The 18,051-nt window shown below is 58.8% G+C and carries 16 protein-coding genes; 7 read left to right on the plus strand and 9 right to left on the minus strand.

Annotation, left to right across the window (positions count from 1 at the left end; all coding sequences use genetic code 11):
• Positions 1–937: IS4 family transposase (locus ACILSE_RS11935; protein WP_395717621.1), on the minus strand; the 937-nt coding region annotated here is incomplete at its 3' end.
• Positions 938–1,216: 279 nt separating this feature from the next.
• Between ACILSE_RS11935 and ACILSE_RS11940 the strand changes: the two genes are divergently transcribed.
• From ACILSE_RS11940 to ACILSE_RS11955, 4 genes are all read left to right on the plus strand, one after another.
• On the plus strand, positions 1,217–1,504 hold the full coding sequence (locus tag ACILSE_RS11940) for a type II toxin-antitoxin system RelE/ParE family toxin (RefSeq protein WP_395717622.1): 288 nt from the start codon (positions 1,217–1,219) through the stop codon (positions 1,502–1,504).
• A gap of 3 nt (positions 1,505–1,507) precedes the next feature.
• Complete coding sequence (locus tag ACILSE_RS11945) at positions 1,508–1,834, plus strand: HigA family addiction module antitoxin (protein ID WP_395717623.1); 327 nt, start codon at positions 1,508–1,510, stop codon at positions 1,832–1,834.
• Between the two features lie 111 nt (positions 1,835–1,945).
• Positions 1,946–2,506, plus strand: a complete 561-nt coding sequence (locus tag ACILSE_RS11950) for a hypothetical protein (protein ID WP_395717624.1) — start codon at positions 1,946–1,948, stop codon at positions 2,504–2,506.
• A gap of 412 nt (positions 2,507–2,918) precedes the next feature.
• Entirely contained in the window at positions 2,919–3,842 is a 924-nt protein-coding gene (locus ACILSE_RS11955) for an Abi family protein (protein WP_395717625.1), read from the plus strand.
• 175 nt (positions 3,843–4,017) lie between these two features.
• Here the strand turns inward: ACILSE_RS11955 and ACILSE_RS11960 are convergent, their stop codons facing one another.
• The 4 genes from ACILSE_RS11960 to ACILSE_RS11975 all read right to left on the minus strand — a co-directional run bounded on the left by ACILSE_RS11960 (position 4,018) and on the right by ACILSE_RS11975 (position 8,958).
• Entirely contained in the window at positions 4,018–5,520 is a 1,503-nt protein-coding gene (locus ACILSE_RS11960; protein ID WP_395717626.1) for a Gfo/Idh/MocA family protein, read from the minus strand.
• Between the two features lie 74 nt (positions 5,521–5,594).
• A complete protein-coding gene (locus ACILSE_RS11965) occupies positions 5,595–6,032 on the minus strand; it encodes a hypothetical protein (protein ID WP_395717627.1) in 438 nt (145 codons plus the stop codon).
• A 103-nt stretch (positions 6,033–6,135) separates the two neighbouring features.
• Positions 6,136–7,509 carry an arylsulfatase gene (locus ACILSE_RS11970; RefSeq protein WP_395717628.1) on the minus strand — a complete coding sequence of 458 codons (1,374 nt, stop codon included), beginning with the start codon at positions 7,507–7,509 and terminating at the stop codon, positions 6,136–6,138.
• 60 nt (positions 7,510–7,569) lie between these two features.
• Positions 7,570–8,958, minus strand: coding sequence for an SUMF1/EgtB/PvdO family nonheme iron enzyme (locus ACILSE_RS11975; RefSeq protein ID WP_395717629.1), 1,389 nt, complete (start codon positions 8,956–8,958; stop codon positions 7,570–7,572).
• A 196-nt stretch (positions 8,959–9,154) separates the two neighbouring features.
• Here ACILSE_RS11975 and ACILSE_RS11980 point away from each other — a divergent pair, with 196 nt between their 5' ends.
• The 3 genes from ACILSE_RS11980 to ACILSE_RS11990 all read left to right on the plus strand — a co-directional run bounded on the left by ACILSE_RS11980 (position 9,155) and on the right by ACILSE_RS11990 (position 13,456).
• A complete protein-coding gene (locus ACILSE_RS11980; RefSeq protein WP_395717630.1) occupies positions 9,155–11,053 on the plus strand; it encodes a CHASE2 domain-containing protein in 1,899 nt (632 codons plus the stop codon).
• Between the two features lie 132 nt (positions 11,054–11,185).
• The gene (locus tag ACILSE_RS11985; protein ID WP_395717631.1) at positions 11,186–12,559 is read left to right on the plus strand and encodes a FecR domain-containing protein; all 1,374 of its coding nucleotides are present in this window, start codon (positions 11,186–11,188) and stop codon (positions 12,557–12,559) included.
• Between the two features lie 144 nt (positions 12,560–12,703).
• On the plus strand, positions 12,704–13,456 hold the full coding sequence (locus tag ACILSE_RS11990) for a hypothetical protein (RefSeq protein ID WP_395717632.1): 753 nt from the start codon (positions 12,704–12,706) through the stop codon (positions 13,454–13,456).
• A 22-nt stretch (positions 13,457–13,478) separates the two neighbouring features.
• Here ACILSE_RS11990 and ACILSE_RS11995 read toward each other — a convergent pair whose 3' ends face one another.
• From ACILSE_RS11995 to ACILSE_RS12010, 4 genes are all read right to left on the minus strand, one after another.
• Positions 13,479–14,489 carry a sialidase family protein gene (locus ACILSE_RS11995; RefSeq protein ID WP_395717633.1) on the minus strand — a complete coding sequence of 337 codons (1,011 nt, stop codon included), beginning with the start codon at positions 14,487–14,489 and terminating at the stop codon, positions 13,479–13,481.
• A 38-nt stretch (positions 14,490–14,527) separates the two neighbouring features.
• On the minus strand, positions 14,528–15,010 hold the full coding sequence (locus ACILSE_RS12000; RefSeq protein WP_395717634.1) for a DUF2059 domain-containing protein: 483 nt from the start codon (positions 15,008–15,010) through the stop codon (positions 14,528–14,530).
• A gap of 91 nt (positions 15,011–15,101) precedes the next feature.
• Positions 15,102–15,806, minus strand: coding sequence for a hypothetical protein (locus ACILSE_RS12005; protein WP_395717635.1), 705 nt, complete (start codon positions 15,804–15,806; stop codon positions 15,102–15,104).
• A 99-nt stretch (positions 15,807–15,905) separates the two neighbouring features.
• The gene (locus ACILSE_RS12010; protein ID WP_395717636.1) at positions 15,906–17,987 is read right to left on the minus strand and encodes a TonB-dependent receptor family protein; all 2,082 of its coding nucleotides are present in this window, start codon (positions 17,985–17,987) and stop codon (positions 15,906–15,908) included.
• Positions 17,988–18,051: the final 64 nt, after the last annotated feature.

Raw genomic sequence — 18,051 nt, forward strand, 5'->3', positions numbered from 1 at the left:
TCACGCGCACCACCCGCACTTCGAGCTGCGCGGGCAGCTTGTTCCAGGCGCGCTTCTTCCACGGACTGCCAGCGGGGCGCTGCGTGGGTTTGCTCCAGACTTGCAGGCGGTCGTCGCGACCGAGCTTTTTGCCCCGGCGCATGTCCTTGGAGCGCTTTTGATGCAGGCGGAAGACGGTGTCGATACCGCGCTCCTTGAGTTCGGCCATCAGGGCGTAGGCGCAGAAGCCGGCGTCGCCGACGAGCACGTCGCCTTTTTCCAGCAGGTGGCGGATGCTCTGCCACAGGCCCAGGTCGTGACAGCGCCACTTCGAGAGCGCATGACCAAGCCATGCGCCGGTGGAGAGGCAGAAGACGCCGAGCATCTTGGCGACGGGGAAGCCGCAGCCCTTCTTCTGGGTGCGGGGCTGGGGCCACTGCTTTTGGTTCTCCTTGGTGTCGGGCATGGAAAAGCTGGTGCCATCCAGCACCTTCACACGTCGCCCGCACCACAGCCAGGCGGAGGCGGCGCGGCGGCACAGATGATCGCGCAGTTCGTCAAAGACGGCCTGCAAGAGCCCCTGGCTGAGACCGCAGCGTGCCTGACAGTAAGCGGCGGTGCCCAGCGAAGGTTTGCTGCGCTTGTCGCGGCGTGTGAGCACCCATGCGCGGATCTTACCGACGACTTCCTGGCAAGGCATGGCGGGGTTGAGCACCTGGAAGAGGAAGGCCCAGAAGAGTGTCACCGGCGGGTAAAGGCGCTCGCGTTTGGCCTTCGCATCGGGTGCTTTGGCAAAGAAGTCCGCAGGCAGCAGAGTGCCAAGCAAGGCGGCCAGATCGGGCAGCGCCAGGTCGCGGAGCTTTTGCAGTTCGTTGACAACGCGGCTGGAGGCGGAGGTCTTCGCACGTCCTTGAAGCGTGCGCGGGAAGTGGGGCAGAAAGCAGGTGAAAAGTGCCATGCGGCTTGAACCATTCGCCCATCGGGTCGTTGTACCCACGCTGTGAGTATTTTGGCCCTCTCAAAGTCGGCTGAAACCAGTCGGTTTACCCTCGCAATAATCAACGACGCTGGGCCTTAAATGAGTGCCATTCATGCCAGGCATTTTGTTTGGCGCAGCAGAACGCCGCCCGGTCTGCATGAAGCCGTGGAAACGGCATTGGTGTGCAACGGTCTGACAGCACCGCCTGCGCCGCCAAGGACAACTGGACGGCTTTCCGGTTTTGGTTAAAATCGGGGCATGATCGAGTCCTTTGCCGACCGCGAGGCGGAAAAGATTTTTCGTGGCGAAGTGAGTCGCAAGCTGCCGCGTGACATCCAAGGGAGCGCCCGTGAGAAGCTGGCGCTGCTGGATGCCATGGTCCGCATCGAGGACCTGTGGGCCTTCCCCTCCCTCCGCGCTGAGAAGCTGAGTGGCAAACGCAAAGGCCAGTGGAGCGTGCGCATCAACAAGCAATGGCGCATCTGCTTCCTCTGGAACGCGGATAAAATCCTCGTGACCGCCGTGGAAATCACCGATTATCACTGACCCATGAAAACCATGCTAAAATCCCGTGCCAAGACAGCCGAACGCCTGCCGAGCATCCACCCGGGGCGCATCCTGCGGAAGGAAGTGCTCGAAGAGCGCGGCATCACACAAACCCAGCTCGCCCAGGCGACCGGGCTGCCGGTGAGCCGGATCAATGATCTTGTGAAGGAGCGCCGTGGCATCACGGTGGACAGCGCCATCCGTCTGAGCCGGGCGCTGGGCACCTCCGTGGACCTGTGGCTCAACCTCCAGCGGGCCTACGACCTGGAAGAAGCCCAGCGCACCAACGGCCCTCAATACAAGCGCATCTCCCTGATGGCCGCCGCGTGATCTCCTGCGAGTGAAACCTACACTCCACAAATAATGCCGGGCATTCTGGGCACCGGCGCCCACGCGGCGCACAGTGATTGCCTTCAGGCCTTGTCGAGACCAGATTGAGGCATGAGAGCGAAACTGGGTCTGGTCTGGGTGCTGTTGTTCGTCGTTGCCACGCCGGGTCCGGCACCTGCCGCGACACCGCCGGCCTCGATGTCTGTCGTGGATTTTTTTCACCTGCTGTGCGACGCGAAGAAACTCCACCTGGAGACTCCGGACCGTGCCTCGCTCCTTAGCAAGAAAAACGGAGCGGTGGTGGATGTGCCGAACGGTTATCTCCGCACTCATGGTGATGGAGCGCAGCCCACCTACACACTGGCCCTGTTCCGCCGACCTGATCAGAGCCCGGTGGTGGCCGTCGTGGATGATGGCGCCGATCCCTTCTTTGAGGACCTCACAATCTTCACGCTCGATGACCAGGGACGGCCGGTGGACATCACGAAAAAAGCCTGGCCTCTCAAACTCCCCAAGGACGGCGTGGAAGGGCCGATCACGCGCTACTATCTCCCGCGGTATGGGCGCACCATCACGGTGGTCGTCCAGCCCGCCGACCTCAGCCCCAGCTTTGCCCACCGTGCCAGTGTTGCCTGGGTCAAGGACCGCTTCATCGTCGAGCCGGAGGAGTGAGGCGCGCAGGCGCTTCTGCTTTGGGATTCATGTCCTGCGGCCGTTGAGCGTTCAACTCTCTGACAATACCCACTCATCGCCTGCGCCATTCGCATCGGGTTCGTGCCGTCTCCTCTTCCGTGAGGCATCCAGCATCACAGGGTCATGACTTCGAGGAGCAAAATGCGTGGCCTGCGCGTTTCCTCCCCGTGAACCGCTTGCCCGGATTCTGGCTCATCTTGCAGGTCTGATCAGATCTTCGTATGGCACCGCGCAAGCGATGAAGCCGGTTCTGGTACAGGAGGGAGTTCAACGCTAAAAAATGGAGGGTTGCAATTACCGCAAGCTTGACGCACAGTTTCGTTAACAGACCCGCCACGCCTCTCGAAGAAGCGCACCAGGGCGGGTGCTTTATTTCCGGGGAACGCCGCCGATGAACTTTGCAAAGCCAGCGCTGAACGTGCCGCAGCAGTTGCAGAAGCTCCAAAGCAGGGGGCTGTTGGTGGAGAACACAGCCGAAGCAGAGCATTACCTGCGCTTCATCGGCTACTACCGCCTGTCAGCCTATGCTTTACCGCTACAGCATCACCACCAGCCTGACAAACCTTTCAAGCAGGGAACGACCTTTGATTCCATCCTGAACCTTTACCGGTTCGATCGGGAACTGCGACTGCTGGTAATGGATGCCGTGGAGCGGATCGAGGTGGCGGCCCGGAGTGTGATCGTGAACGAAATGTGTGTCCGCCATGGCCCGCATTGGTTCATGGATGCCACACATTTCAATCCTGCCTCGCGACGTTTCCGGCATCACGACTTGCTGAACAGGATTGACAAAGAATTCTCCATCCCCAGCGGCGGGAGCAATCCAGCCAGGCCTCATCACGAGGTATTCATCAATCACTACTTCAGCAAATACACCGCCCCTTATCTGCCCCCGGCGTGGATGGTGGCCGAGACACTAACTCTGGGAACCTGGTCACAGATCTTTGAAAACCTGCGGATGACGGCGGAGAGAAAGCAAATCGCGGCCCACTTCGGAGTGGATGAGCAAATCCTACGTAACTGGCTGCACGCCCTGACCTACGTGCGCAATCTCTGCGCCCATCATGCCCGCCTCTGGAACCGGCAAATGGTCATCAAAATCACCATCGCCAAGAGACACCAGTCCTTCCTGACCACAAATGACCGCTTCTATGCCTTCGCGGTGGTCATCCACGATCTGATGCAACGAATCGCCCCTCATTCAGGCTGGCACCAACGGCTTGAAAAACTGCTCCTGTCTCATCCTTTCGTCGATCCAGCCGCGATGGGTTTTCCTGCCGGATGGGCTAATGAGCGTTTTTGGCGAATGAGTTAAGGCTGGCGTTGTAAGGTGATCGAAAACCAGCCCCTCTCCCGCCATGCAGGCTCCATCGCGGAAGTGAAGGCGGACGTTGAAGCGGTTGAGCACGGATTGACACGGGCACAAAAAACCGGTACCACGCTTTCACGCGGCACCGGTTGGGATCAGGAGAACGGACGACGCGCTGCGATCACGCCTTGGCCTTCTTTTTATCCGGTGCCTTGGCTTTCGGACGCTCCGGCGGGCTGAGGGGCTCGGGGGCGGCTTCCGGCGGGAACTGGATGAGCGGGAACGGATTGGCCTGGGGTTCCATGGCGTATTCGCGGTCCTTGAACTGCCCGGCTTTCGGGAAGGGATAGTTGCCGTCTTTGTCGGCCACGATGGGCGGCGGGCCGTCCATGGTGAGCTTGTCGGCGTTCGGGGAGAACTCGAAGGCGCTGTTGATGTAGTCGTTGTAGCGCACGACCTGGCCGGTGTGGGCGGCGGCGCGGCCCATGGCGGTGGTGACGCTGGACTTGATGCCGCGCTCGACCTCGTTGTAGGGCTTGTCCTTGGTGATGGCCTCGATGAGGTCCTGCCACTCGAGATCGTACGGATTCGGCTCCGGCTGCTTGCCACGCCAGATGATGTTCGAGCGCACCATGTTCTGACCTTTGAAGGTCATGGCCTTCGAGGGGAAGTGGCCGGCGGTGGAGACGATGGCGCTGCCCTTCGTGCCGTGAACCTGGGTGGCGAACTGCGTGTGCACGTTCAACTGCGTGCGGCCTTCGAGGTAGAGCTTCGCGCCGTCCTTGAAGGTGTACTCGCAGGAGTAGTGGTCGAAGTTTTGATCGACGTTGTCTCCACGATCGGTGCGGCCGCCGCTGGCCTGCACTTCGACGGGCCAGTCGTTCTTCATCCAGCAGGCTTCGTCGATGTTGTGGATGTTGAAGTCGCTGAAGCCACCACCGGAGGCCCAGAGGAAGCTGTGGAAGTTTTTGATCTGCCAGAGCAGCTCGTTCGGGTGCGCCTTCGGATCACGACGCGGGGTGAAGACGCTGCCGATGACGCCCTGCATGCGGTAGGCGCGCATGAGCATGAGATCGCCGATCTCGCCGTCCTGGATGCGGTTGAAGAGCTCACCACGCACGCGGCAGTGGCGGCACATGAGGCCGACGCCGACCTTCAGATTCTTCTTCTTGGCTTCTTCATTCAGCGCGAGCAGGCGACGCGCGGTGGGGCCGTCGGTGCAGATCGGCTTTTCCATGAAGACGTTCACGCCTTTTTCGATGGCGTACTTGTAATGCACCCAGCGGAAGGCCACCGGCGTGGTGAAGATGGCCACATCGCCTTTGCGCAGGCTGTCGATGGCGTTCTTGTAGGCATCGAAACCGATGAACTTCGCATCCTCGGACACCGACATGCGGTCGGGGTGCTTTTTGGAGAGATTGTCAAAGCTGGCGTCGAGGCGATCTTTGGAGACGTCGGCCATCGCCACGAGGCGGGTCACGCGGGATTGCACGCCCATGGCGTTGCTGGCAGCGCCGGTGCCGCGACCGCCGCAGCCGATGAGCGCGGCTTTGATCTCATCGCTGCCGGCGGCATGCACATGCGGGAGGCTGATGCCGGAGAGGACGGAGAGACCCGCGACGGTCTTCGTGGTGGAGGTGAGAAAGTCGCGACGGCAGAGATTGGAGTCGAAATCGTTGTTCATGAGGAGCGCTCTTGTACGTCAGCGCCACCCATGAGCTTGCCGGAGAATCATCGCGTGGCTCAACTTGCGCAAAATCAGCCCAGCATGCCGCCGCGGGTGGAGATCTCCGAAAAAGCGCGGGACAGCGCGTCATTCAGTTCGCGCAGCGTGGCTTGTTCCAGCTCGGGATCGATGGCGGTGATGTGCGTCGGCGGCAGGACGATGGCCTGGTGCGGCTGGCGCGGGGCGTTCGTAACGGGTGCCTCCACCACGCTTTCGACGGGCGTGGCTTCCACGGGATGAGGTTCTTCAAAGAGCGTCGCCATGGAGGTGCTGACGGCCGGCTCATCCGCTTTAATGGAGGAGCGGAGCTGATGCAGGCTGCTGAGCTGGGCCTCGATCTGGGCACTGAACCAGTCCCGAGTGCGCTGAATTTCATCCACCAGAGCAGCGAGTTCCTGGGAGAACTGCTCGCCGTTGCGGGAGGCGGAAGCAGGGGCAGAAAACGAGGCGGTGAGGGAAGGAAAGCTCATGCAGAACCAAATCTATTAAAAATTCTATAGATTATCAAGTCTTGTTCACTCTCAAGGCAGTGGAATTTCAAAATTACTAGAACCAAAGCGCCCCCGTGGCCGCTTACTTTTTCTTTTTCCCCTTCCCCGCCCGTTTTTGTACCAAAGGCCAGTCGGGATGCTCCGTGCGAGCGGATTTCATCAAAGCTTCGGCTTTGGCAACCAAGTCGGGCTTCCCGGCTGCCAGGTTCCTAGACTCGGCGGCGTCCGTTTTGAGATCATAAAGCTCAATGGGGCTTTCAGGGCCGTTGCGGACAGCTTTCCAGACGCCAAAACGCACCGCCTGGAGAGACGCTCCTTCGTGGAGTTCCCAGTAAAAATGGTCGCGCTTCGGAGCAGGGCCCCCTTTGAGAAAGGAGACCAGCGAGAGGCCGTCGGGGTGGCATTCGGCGGGGATTTTCGCCCCGGCCAGTTCCGCGGCGGTGGGCAGGAAATCCCAGAAGGCCCAGGGTTCTTCCGTCACACGACCCGCAGGCACCTGCCCGGGCCAGCGTGCGAGAGCGGCCTGGCGCAGCGCGCCTTCGTAAAGGCCGCGCTTGAATCCCCGCAGGCCGTTCGCGGCCTGGTCGAAGAGCTTTCCGACCTCGGACTTCGGATCGAACGAGGAGCCGTTGTCCCCGGCGAGCATGACGAGGGTGTTTTCGTCGATCTTGAGTTCCTTGAGCAACGCAAGCAGGCGGCCGATGTCGCTATCGAGACGGGTGACCATCGCGGCGTAGTTTTTCTGCGTCTCGGTCCACGGCTTGTCCTTGTAGATGCCCTGGTCGTCGATCTCGAAGGTGCCATGCGGCAGTGTGATCGAGTAGTAGAGAAAGAAAGGCTTGTCCTTGTTCGCGCGCACGAACTTCAGTGTCTCGTCGGCGATCAAGTTTTGCGCGTAGGTCTTGCCGATCCCCTTCCCTGTGTTGCCCGGGAGTTCGAAGCGCTTGTCGTCGTTGTAGAGATACGTCGGGAAGTAGCTGTGAGCGTGCCGCTGGCAGTTGTAGCCGAAAAAGTGGTCGAACCCGAGCTTCAGCGGGCTGCCCGTCGTGTCGAACATGCCCATGCCCCACTTTCCGCAGCAGGCGGTGGCGTAACCCGCGTCCTTCAGGATCTTCGCCACCGTGATCGTGCCTGCGGGCAGCGGCTTCTGGCCTTCGGGCTGGACTTCGCGGTTTGCACGGATCGGGCAATGTCCGGTGTGCAAACCTGTCATCAGCACCGAGCGCGAGGGCGCGCACACGCTCGTGCCGCAATAGCCCTGCAGGTAGCGCGTGCCCTCGCTCGCCATGCGGTCGAGATTCGGCGTTTGGATGAGCTTCTGGCCGTAACAGCCGAGGTCGCCTTGGGCGAGATCGTCGCTGAGGATGAAAATGATGTTCGGCTGCTCCTCCTTCGCCAAGGCTTCGGAGGACAAGGCAGCGAATGCGAGGAGGAGAAAGACGGCACGTTGAATCATGGGCGGATGAGAACGGCCCGAGAACCCCGGTTTTGGCCTCAAACGAATAATTGCATCCGTCTAGCCCCCTGTCCGCACTAGAACCATCCGAAAACCATCGTCACGGCTGCGGCTGCCTGGCTGGCTGGAAGACCGGTGCGATGACTTCAGGGTGGTGGCATCTCCGTTGTACCAAGACGCTCCTCGAGTGATATGCTTTTCCTTTTTGGGATCATACCAGTCCTCGCAGTACTCCGAGGCATTGCCGCCGAGGTCATAGATGCCTAGTTTATTAGGTTTGAAGCTCATCACCGGAGCTGTGGTGGGGAAACCGTCGGTGTATCCTTTGATGGCAGACCTGCTTGAAGCTTTCTCTTTGAATGAGGAATCCGCATAATTACCAATCTTGTCTCCAGCCACCGGCGGATACCTGCCGTCCCACGGAAAGATGTTTTGTAGATTCATGCTCAACCCGGCGATGGTGTAATCTTTGTAAGTGGCCTTTTCTTTTTCGCCGATACCAACTGCGTAACTCCACTCGCGATCAGTGGGCAGGCGGTAGACAAGGCCTTCTTTGCCGCCGATCCACTGGCAGAACGCTTGAGCATCTTCCCAACTCACGGACATGACAGGATGAGTGTCCTCATGCCCGTAGGGAACCCCATTGTAATCTCCACTCTTCCAGGAGTCGTCCACTCCTGCAGAACCTGCGGCGAAAGCCGCGTAATCCTGGCGCCTTGTCTCATGGATGCAGAAAAGCACATTGGTTCCTGGCACCGGCACAAATTTCATGCCCAGGGAATTCGTGAACCCACCCGCAGGAATGGTGGCGAAGGCGTAAAATTTCTCGAACAACTTTTCCTCGTCTGACAGCGGTCTTTCCACGCCGATGTTTCCCATGCTGACATCAACAGCACTACCCGGGCTGAGTACCCTGCTCTGGTTGGTGCCAGTTTCCGTGACTTCGACGCTTCCTTGATGCAGACCCACTGTGGTCCCCTTCTTCTGGCCGAGGGCGAAAAAGCGGGTTCCTTTCACTGCCAGGAGCGATGCCGGAGTCTTGAGGCGGAAAGTGGAGTTTCCACGCTTCTTGATCTCGTCAGCAGAGAGATTCATGAACATTTGGCCCTTAAGCATTTCAAGACTGTGCGTCTTCGGTTCATCCTTCTTTGGGATTAGAACCTCCGTGTTCGGACCTGCCTTGAACATGCCGACGGATGGGATCGACACATATGCTCCGCCCGCAGGTCCTGTGATGAGCATGCTGCCAGGTCCTAATTTCACCCCGGCAGGAGTTTCACCGGGTGAGACAGGCCCCAGTTTGATGGTGATGGACTTCCCGTCCGCAGATTTTGCCGCGACCATGCCAGTGGCAGAGACGACCCTTACTTCTTCCACTAGCAGCGTTGCTCCGTCCTGGGCCTTTGCCGACCATACAAGGAGACCGTTGATACCAACTACGAGACGCACGAGGGAAATACACGAATGCTTTTTCACAGCGACGAGGCTACAAAAAGATGAGAATCAGCGCAAACGCATTTGCGCATTTTACCATGAGATTGGTTCTTCGGTATCTCCAAAATATATAATAGCGAAGCATCGCCACATCTGAGTGGATTGTCTTGCAGGAGAGCGAGTTGCAAGTGTATCGTCTATTTGCTCCAGCATGAAAGGCCTGCTCCTCCCCAAAGCCCGTGCTATTCTCGGTGGCCTTATCGGCTTGTTTTTTGCCCTGTTGGCATGGGGCGGACTGCTAGATCCGCTGGAGAATCTTACAATCGATTACCGGCTGCGTTTGAGGAAGCCCCGTCCAGTATCGGATGATGTGCGGCTGGTGGGCATCGGGGATCGGGATGTGGGTTCGCAGCTCGGGCGCTGGCCCTTTCCACGCGCGGTGCACGGGGATGTGCTGAGCATTCTCAACGCCGTTGGAGCGAAGCACATCACCTTTGATGTGCTTTTTACGGAGCCTTCGGCGGATGTGTCGCAGGACGAGCGCTTAAAGACTGCCATCAGACAACAGGCGAATATAACGCTGGCCTACCACTTTGAGCAGGCGGAAACAGACACGCATGCGCCCGGAGCGGAAGACCGAGCACACTTTCTCACGGATGGCAGCCGCTTCGGTCTGAATGTGAACGATTTGAAGCTAGTGCGCGGTCGGCTGCCGGTGCCGCCGTTTGAGAAACTGCCGGTAACCTATGGGGCAGTGAACGCGGTGCCGGATGCCGATGGCGTGATCCGCCGCCTACCGCTGTTCTTCGCGCATGAGGGGCGGTTGTACCCGAGCCTGGCCCTGCAGACGGTCATGTCCGCGCTGGGACTGCGGGATGATCAGGTTAGCATCGAGCTAGGTAAGGCAGTGACGCTGGTGGACACGCCGCGGGGCACGCTGCGTGTTCCGATTGACGAGCATGGTCACTACCGCGTCAATTTCCTCGGTGACCTTGAGGTGTTCACGCCCGCATTTGAATATCTCGACTTATACCAAGCAGTGGAGTCGAAAGAGCTAGGAGAACAGATCGTCGCCGCCATGAAAGGGCGCCTCGCTCTTATCGGCCTCGTGAGCACTGGAAACACGGATGTGGTAAGTTCATCCATAGGCCGCGTGCCTGGCGTTGCCGTGCAGGCCACAGTGGTGAGTAACATTCTGACCGGGGATCACCTGCATTTTCCGCCATGGTGGCAGCAGGCTTTGTTTATCACAGGTGCGGGCGCGCTGCTGGCCTTGTGTATTCGTCCGATGCGACCTTGGCTGGGGATTTTGTTTTTTTTGATTATGATCGCGGCGTGGGCGGCAGGAGCAGTTCTGGCAGCTGGAGCGAACCTGATGCTGCCAGTGGTGCCTGTTCTGGGCGTTTTTGGAGCCGCAACCCTGGGTCTGCTTGGCTTGGAGGCGGCGGCCATGAAGCAGGATCGCACACGCGTGGTCCATGTGTTGGGCCGCTACATCGCTCGGCCGGTTCTGGAGCGCTTGGTAAATGCCGAACAGGGTTCTTCCGGTGCGACTGAACGCCGTGAACTGACGATTTTCTTTTCGGATATCCGCGGTTTCACCGCCTGGACCGAACGTGCCGAACCCGACGAGGTCGCTTCGCGTTTAAACGAATACTTCGCTGCCATGACCCCGCTCATCGAGCGCCACGGGGGCACCCTCGATAAATTCATTGGCGACAGCGTCATGGTTTTCTTCGGTGCGCCGTCGGCAGATGACCAACACGCGCTCCATGCCGTGCAGATGGCCATGGACATGCAGCATGAGATGTCCCGCCTGAACGAGAACTGGCGCAAACGTGGCTACGATCCGCTGCAGATCGGCATCGGCATTCATACTGGCTACGTCAACGTCGGAAGCTTCGGTTCCGAGAGCTTTCTAGACTACACCGTCATCGGCCGGGCGGTGAATCTCGCCGCCCGCATCGAGTCCCAGGCTGAGGGCGGCAGGATCCTCGTTTCCGCCCGCACGCATTCCATTCTGGATGGCCAGATAAACACTGTGCCGCATCCAGATTTAGTGCTGAAGGGCATCCCGGAGCCGCAGGCGGTGTGGGAAGTCATATGGTGAGCAACCCACAATTCATGGATTGTGCGCCGGAGAAAATTCGTTTGATCGTGGGCACGAAAGAATCACACTGCCTATCTTCATCCTGCGTTTGTCCTGAGGAGCTTTTCCCTTAGCCATTGACCAACACCGCTTATGAATTCACTCGGAAGGCTGATTCTTCTTCTCACGGCGTCACAAGTCTACTCCGCACCGCCATGGCCCGATGTTCCCCTGGATGTGGACTCGTCTAAAGTCATGGTGGTGGATGTGAAGGGATCGGTTACTGCGGACACAAGTTCCGGACCTGCCCGCCCCGTGGAGGCTGGTCTGGCTAGCAATGCCGTCCTTAGCGGTGCTGGCGCCACCATCCGCACAGGTCCAGATGGGGCGGCGACCTTGGTCATACCGGCGGCTGGAATCGCACGACTCGCTGCTAACACCGAAGTCCGGCTGCCAGCCTGGCCTGCCTCGGAGGTCTCTTTGCCTGCCCCACCGACCGGGGGAAATGAGAAGAAAACAAATACCGCCAGTCAGTGCGGACAACAGCACCTGGAATTGTTGAAGGGCCAGTTGTTCCTGAAAATTGACCCTGAGACAGTCAGAAAACGACGGGAAAAAACCTTTCGGCTCAAAACGCCGTCCGCCCTGCTCGCAGTAAAAGGAACAGAATTCTTCGTCTCAACCGATGGTGCAACTGACATCGCTGGAGTGCATGAAGGCTCGATCTGGGTATTTGAGCCTGTAGGCGACAAATATGTGAGTCTTGATGGCGGCTCCGCAGTAAGCATCAAACCGGGAGAAATCAGCGACGTCAGGCGTTTGACGCCTGCTGAACGAAGATTCGAGGCAAACTATGATGTCACGAAAATCAAGCGGATCACCTTGGTTGGCCGCTGGGATTCTGAATTACCGCCGGAGGACAAAATCGCAGGCTCCTCAGTCCTCGTGACGAACTTCTCCATCAAGAATCCGCACGGCACGATACACACGCTGAAGCTAGGTCCAGCCTTGCCCGGTAAAACCCCTTCCAGTGTCCGTGACTTGCTGATCGACACCCGCTCTGTGCAAGGCAGGCCGTTGGCCATCGAGTTTCTCATCAAAGGTGGACATGATTTGAGGCAAGCCACCGGGTATAAGCCATTCACTAAGGTCAATTATGCCAGCGGGCTCGATGTCCGCTGTGGTCTTAGTTTCGCAACAAAAGCTGAATTACATCAATCTCAGGTACAAGCCATCCCGTTGCAGGGAATCTTTGATATCAAACGACAAGGCAAGGGGTATTACTGCTCTTATGTTCAGTTGTTCTCCAACATTCAATTTCCTTTGGGTAAAACGGCATTGTCAGACACGGCTCGCTTCAGGTTTGCAGTGTCACGTTCTACGAATGGGGAGGGAGAGATGAATAAACTCCGCGAAGCGATCAAATATTTGCGCCCATCCATTTCGGATTGCCGTGATCATCAGAATGAGAATTTTGACGGAGGAATTGAGATAACCGGAGTATCAATGCTGGTGCTATCCGACTAAGAACTTTTTCCCAAAATTCAGGCGGTATTTGTGGAATATACTTGGACCATCTTTTAAGTTCCCAATAAAGATCACGGAATGGCACATCGCCTTGCATAAACTTTAGGTGTGGTTACCTCAGGAATCCTTCCGCCAATCTCCCTCATGAAGACTTTTTATTTCGGTCTGTTTTTGATTTTCTTCTCGAGCCTGAAGGTTGTAGCTCATGAATTCACCGACCAGCAGGGCAGAAAACTTCAGGCTGAGGTCGTTTCTACGGACGCAGGACAGGTCACACTCAAGCGAGTGGCGGACGGACGTTTGTTCAGCCTCCCTGCCACCACCTTTTCCGCGGCGGACCAGAAGCACATCGCGGACTGGGCGGCGGCGAATGTGCGCTATGATTTTAAGGTGGAACACACGACAAAGAAAATCGGCGAGGAGAAGAAGAAGCAACAGGAGGGCGAGGCTCTGGACATCCATGAGTATGAAACTTGGGTATATCAGATCAAAATCACCAGCCGCATGAAGGTCGCGCTTTCAGATCTTCGGATGGATTATTGGTGTTTCCGGGAGGAGGAACTTCCTCCTCCGAGCAGTAAGCGCTCTCGACGTGCCGGAGAAAGTGAATCCGATTGGCGCAAACCCGAGAAGCGTCTGGTTTTCGTCAGCGGAAGCGCTGACATCAAAGCGCTTCCGGCTTCAGGCAGCATGGCGGTGGACACCAAAGAGATCGTTCTCCATAAGCTGAAGAAAGGAACTACTAGCATGGGGAAATTCGGGGTGGACACAGCTGACCGCCTCGCTGGCTATGCATTGCGGATTTTTGACAAGAGCGGCAAAGAAGTATTCAAGATGGCAACGAAGGACGACTTATTCGCGCAAATCAATTCGAGCACGGAAGCTTCCAAGAAGTGAGTGAGGGCTGTTGGCTCACCGCTTACTTGATCTTCACGCGGGCGTAGTAGATCGCGGCTTTGCCTTCGTGGCTAGAGTAATAGGTCACATGCAGCAGGTCATCGTGCCAGTAGAGGCCGGGGTAGCTGCAATCCCCGCCGCTGGGCAGTTCGAGGATGGGCGTGAGGCTGTTTGGCGTCATCGCAAACAGCACCATGTGCGCACCAGGGGTAGCTCCGAAACCGCGTGAGCCGGCGATGAGCTTTCCGTCTGGTAGTTCGATGAAATTCGGCCCGCCGAGTGGCAGACCTGTCGCCGCCCAGGTCCAATCACGATAGGGAGCCTGCGCGGTGCCGATGACACCTTTGCGATCTGCGCCCTGCCTGCTCACCAGCGCGAGCGCGGTGCCGTTTTTGAGGAAGCGCAGCGTCGTTTCTCCCGGTTGTCCCGGCACGTTCATGATGGACGAGAGCTGCCACACGGAGCCGTCCGTGCTGGCGTAGGTTTTCAGCGACCACTCCTTCTCCGGCGCAGGACCGCCGGAGTTTGGGTGGATGTTGAAGCTGACGCCGTAGAAGCGCTTGTCCGCCGGATTGATCGTGGCGCGCCAGAGCCAGTCGCCTTTCGTCAGAAGTTTCTGCATCGGCGTCCAGACCTTGCCGTCCATCGTCGTCGCATAGCGCGGCTGGCGGCCCTGCGTGGCGGATTGACCGCCGCAGAGCAGGTAGAGACGTTTTTCATCCGGTGTGACGATGAGTTTCGGATCACGCAGGTCGGTGCCGGCCTCGGCGATGGTGCCCTGCTCGATCCAGGTCTTCCCGCTGGCGGAAATCATGATGCGGATCACTCCTTCCCCGGTGGTGCCCGAGTCCGCCTCGCGGAAGCAGAGGTAAAACAGGTTCTGGAAGCGGGTGATGTCCGTGAAGCCGTTGTGCGCGGCCTTGTCCCAGATTTTTTCCACGGACACGAGCTCTGCGGCCGGTGCCTGGGCTTGAAGGATGCCAGGGGAGAGCAGCAGTGAGCCGAGTAGGACGGAAAAAAGGCGTGCGATCATGGCCGGGGTATGAACTAACGCGTTCGGAGACAGTCTCTTTATTTGGTCATTTCCTCCTGCATGACTTGCATGACCTTCGGCATGATGACTTTCATCTTTTCTTGGGTCAGCGCCATGACGTCGCCCACCATCGCCGCTTGTTTTGAAACGAGCATCTGGCCGACGGGCGTGTCCATATGGGCGATGATGTCGTTGGCTTCCTTTTCAGTGAAGTTTTTGCCATAGGCCTCGATGAGGTCTGGTTTCATTTTCTCCCAGCTCATCATTTCGAGCATGACCTCCTTGACCTTGGCGATGGCTTTTTGGAATTTGTCCTGCTGCTCCTGCGGCAGGGCCTTGATCTGATCGCTGCTGGTGCCCATGCCCGACTCGAAACCGGCGATCAGAGATTTCTCGAACTGCTTCTGCACCTGCATCACGTTGATGAGCTTCTCGATGGCCGCTTTGTGGGAGGCAGGAAGCTCCGCGTGCGCGGTGGCGAGTGTCAGAGCGAGGGTGGCGATGGAAATGAGCTTTTTCATGGGTGTGGGGGGCCGCCAGCGGCGGATTTCCGGCGAGGAGTAGCGCATCCGCCCGCAAACGAGAAGATCAAAACTTCACGAAACGAAGAATTCACCGATTCTTCGGCCGGGTGGCAAAGAAAAGCGCGACGCCGAGGCAGGCGACGAGGAAGGTGCCGAAGGTCAGCACGGTGAGCACGAGGTCGCGCAGGTCTTTGTTCGGGATGAAGCCGAGCTTGTGGAAGTTCGTGAAGATGGTGGCCTCGAACTGGCGTTGCTTGTCGGTGTGACGTGTGACGCTGCCGGTCGTGGTGGAAACATAGACACGTGTCTCCAGCGCATCGCCGGTGTCGAAGCGATACACCGGCAGGATGCGGAAGATGTTGATGTATTCGGTGTTGAAGGCGGTGAGGAAGTCCGTCTTCCTCACTTCGGCTCCGGCGAGGAAGTTCTTCGCGATCTCGGCGGCATAGGCTTCATCGCGTGAAGGATCGACCTTGCCATCGACAGCGCTGACGTATTGCGGCGCACGCGATGCCTTCGTGTAGATCTGATACCAAGGCTGGCCGCCGATACCGCGCAGGTTCACGGCCAGAACCTCGGGATTCGGCTCGCTGAGCTTCGACACAGCCTCGGCGACGCTGATCTTGATGGCGTTCACGTCCATGCCGCCGCCGGAGGGCTTCGCCTGCGGCGGCGGGGCCTGCGTGCGCGTCATGACGTTGTGGATGACACCACTGCCGGAGGCGATGAGCACGGAGAGGCTGAAGGCGAGGCCGAGCCAGCGGTGGAGTTTGCGGATGAGGCGGGAGTTCATGAGAGCGAGGATAAAGTCTGGAGAATTTGAAACTCGGAGCCAAGGGCGCTTCGCGGTTTTCCGCTCCGCGCCCTTAACCCTGAGCTGCGGCGGAGCCGGCTACCATTTGAATTCGATGCCCGCATAGAAGGCGCGGCCGTCGCCGGGAAGGAAGACGGCGGTGCTGCCGGCCACGGTGGCATTCTGCACCACACCGGTGGTGGGGGAGTAGTTCTCGTCGGTGATGTTGCGGGCCTCGACGAAGAAGGAGACGCCTTTTTTCGTGCGGTAGCCGAGCTTCAGGCCCAGCAATGCGTATGGATCGGCGAACGTCGTACGCGCCAGATCTGCGGCGAATTTGTGCGGTGACCATTCCACATTCGGTCCAAAGTAGAAGCCGCATGGGTGCTCATACAACATCTCGGCACGGTAATAAAACGGCGGGATGCCCGGCAGCATGCGGTCACCCCAGCGCGCGTCACGCGCAAAGCGGAAGTCATTCCAGAGAAAGTTCTGGCGCAGCACGAGACGGTCATAATTGTCCTGCGATGCGGTGGTCAGATTCCGCACTAGATCGGCGTTGAGCGCGAACTCGATGCCCTGATGGATCGTGCGGCCGGCGTTGCTCGTCAGCGTGGCATTCCCCGGCACGCCAAGGGTCAGCAGCTCGTCATCCAGCCACGCGTAGTAGTAGCTGAAGTCCCAGGCGACGCGCTCAGCCTCGCCACGGGTGCCGATCTCCAGCGTCGTGGCTGTCTGCGGTTTCAAAGCGACCAGCGAGGGGAAGCCCGCGCCGATGGCGGTCAATTCGCCGAACGACGGCGGCTCGAAGCTGCGGCTGGCATTGAAATAAACCTGCGCCTTCGGTGTCACCTCCCACAGCAGGCCCAGCTTCGGGCTGAAACCCCAGAATTCCTGGCGGTCTGTGTTGTTGAGGCCGAAGAGCGTCTCCTCGTTCAGGTCACGGTTCGCGTAAGTGACGGAGGAGCCGAAAATGAGCGAGAGTGTGTCCGTGAGATGGAGCTGGTCCTGGAAGTAGAAGTTCAGGTTCATCGACTGCAGGCGGTTCTGCGCCAGCCTGGCGCCACGCTGGCCGCCAACGTTCGCAAAGCGGTCGTCCTCGGCGTTGCCATACATGTAGTTCACACCGATCGTCAGATCGTTGTCGAGGCCGAGCAGATGATTGCGGCCGTCGTAACGCAGATCGAAGCCGAGGTCGTTGCTGAGCTGGTCGATCACCTGGAAAATGGGGTGATCCAGGTCTTTCCAGGACCAGAACAAGGAGAACGCCAGCGTGTTGTCGCCATCAGAGTAGGTCAGCTTGTTGGCCAGGCGGAGAAGCTGGTAATCTCGACGCTGTCTGAGCGCGATGCTGCCGGCGTTGGCCTGCTGCGGATTGGCCTCAAACTGCGCCTTCGTCAGCGAGCCGGGCAGTTGCGATTTGCTGTCCACCCAGGTGAGGTAGAAGCGGTTTTCAAGGTTCGCACTGATCTTGGTGCCGATGTTGGCGAAGATGCGCAGGCTTTCCTGCTCGCTGTAGTCACGGAAGCCGTCTGTTTGCGAGGAGGTGATGCTGGCATAGACGTCCGTGTTGCCGCTCACAAACCCGGAGGAGATCTGCGCGCGCCGCGTGTTGAAGCTGCCGATCTCAAACCGCGCCTGGAAGGGCGATGCCGTGTGGCCCGTGTTCGAGATGAAGTTGATCGCTCCCCCGAGGGTGGTGCCGCCGTACTGCAGGGCGTTCGCTCCGCGATAGACCTCAATGTGATTGGTGCCCAGCGGCTCAATGGCCTGCATGTCGAACCCTCCGTCGGCCAGGTTCAGTGGCATGCCGTCCTGCATGAGCCAAAGACCGCGCCCGTGGAAAGTACGTTGAATGCCGGAGCCACGGATGGACAGGCGCGACTCCTCCGCGCCGAAGCGCGATTGGACGAAGACGCCAGGGGCGAAATCGAGCGCGTCCTTGAGCGTGCTGGCACGGCCACGTTTGTATTCTTCAGCATCGACGACGCCCGCGCCACCGGGAATGGTTTTGGCGAGCTGTTCTTTCTTTTGCTGAAGGCTTGGAACTGTGAGCGAGGGCGATTTGTTCGCTGTGACGACGACTTCATTGAGCGTCGTTGCGGTTTTTTTGACGGGAGTGGTCTGCGCGAAGGAGGCGCTGGTGAGTGAGAGTAAAAAGACAGTGAGAAATGGTTTCATGGAAAGTGAGAGGGGAGAAAGGGCCAGCCGCGTGAATGGCGGCAGGCGCATCGGGCGTGGGCCG

The sequence above is a fragment of the Prosthecobacter sp. genome (assembly GCF_044236155.1).
In the GTDB taxonomy this organism is placed as follows: domain Bacteria; phylum Verrucomicrobiota; class Verrucomicrobiia; order Verrucomicrobiales; family Verrucomicrobiaceae; genus Prosthecobacter.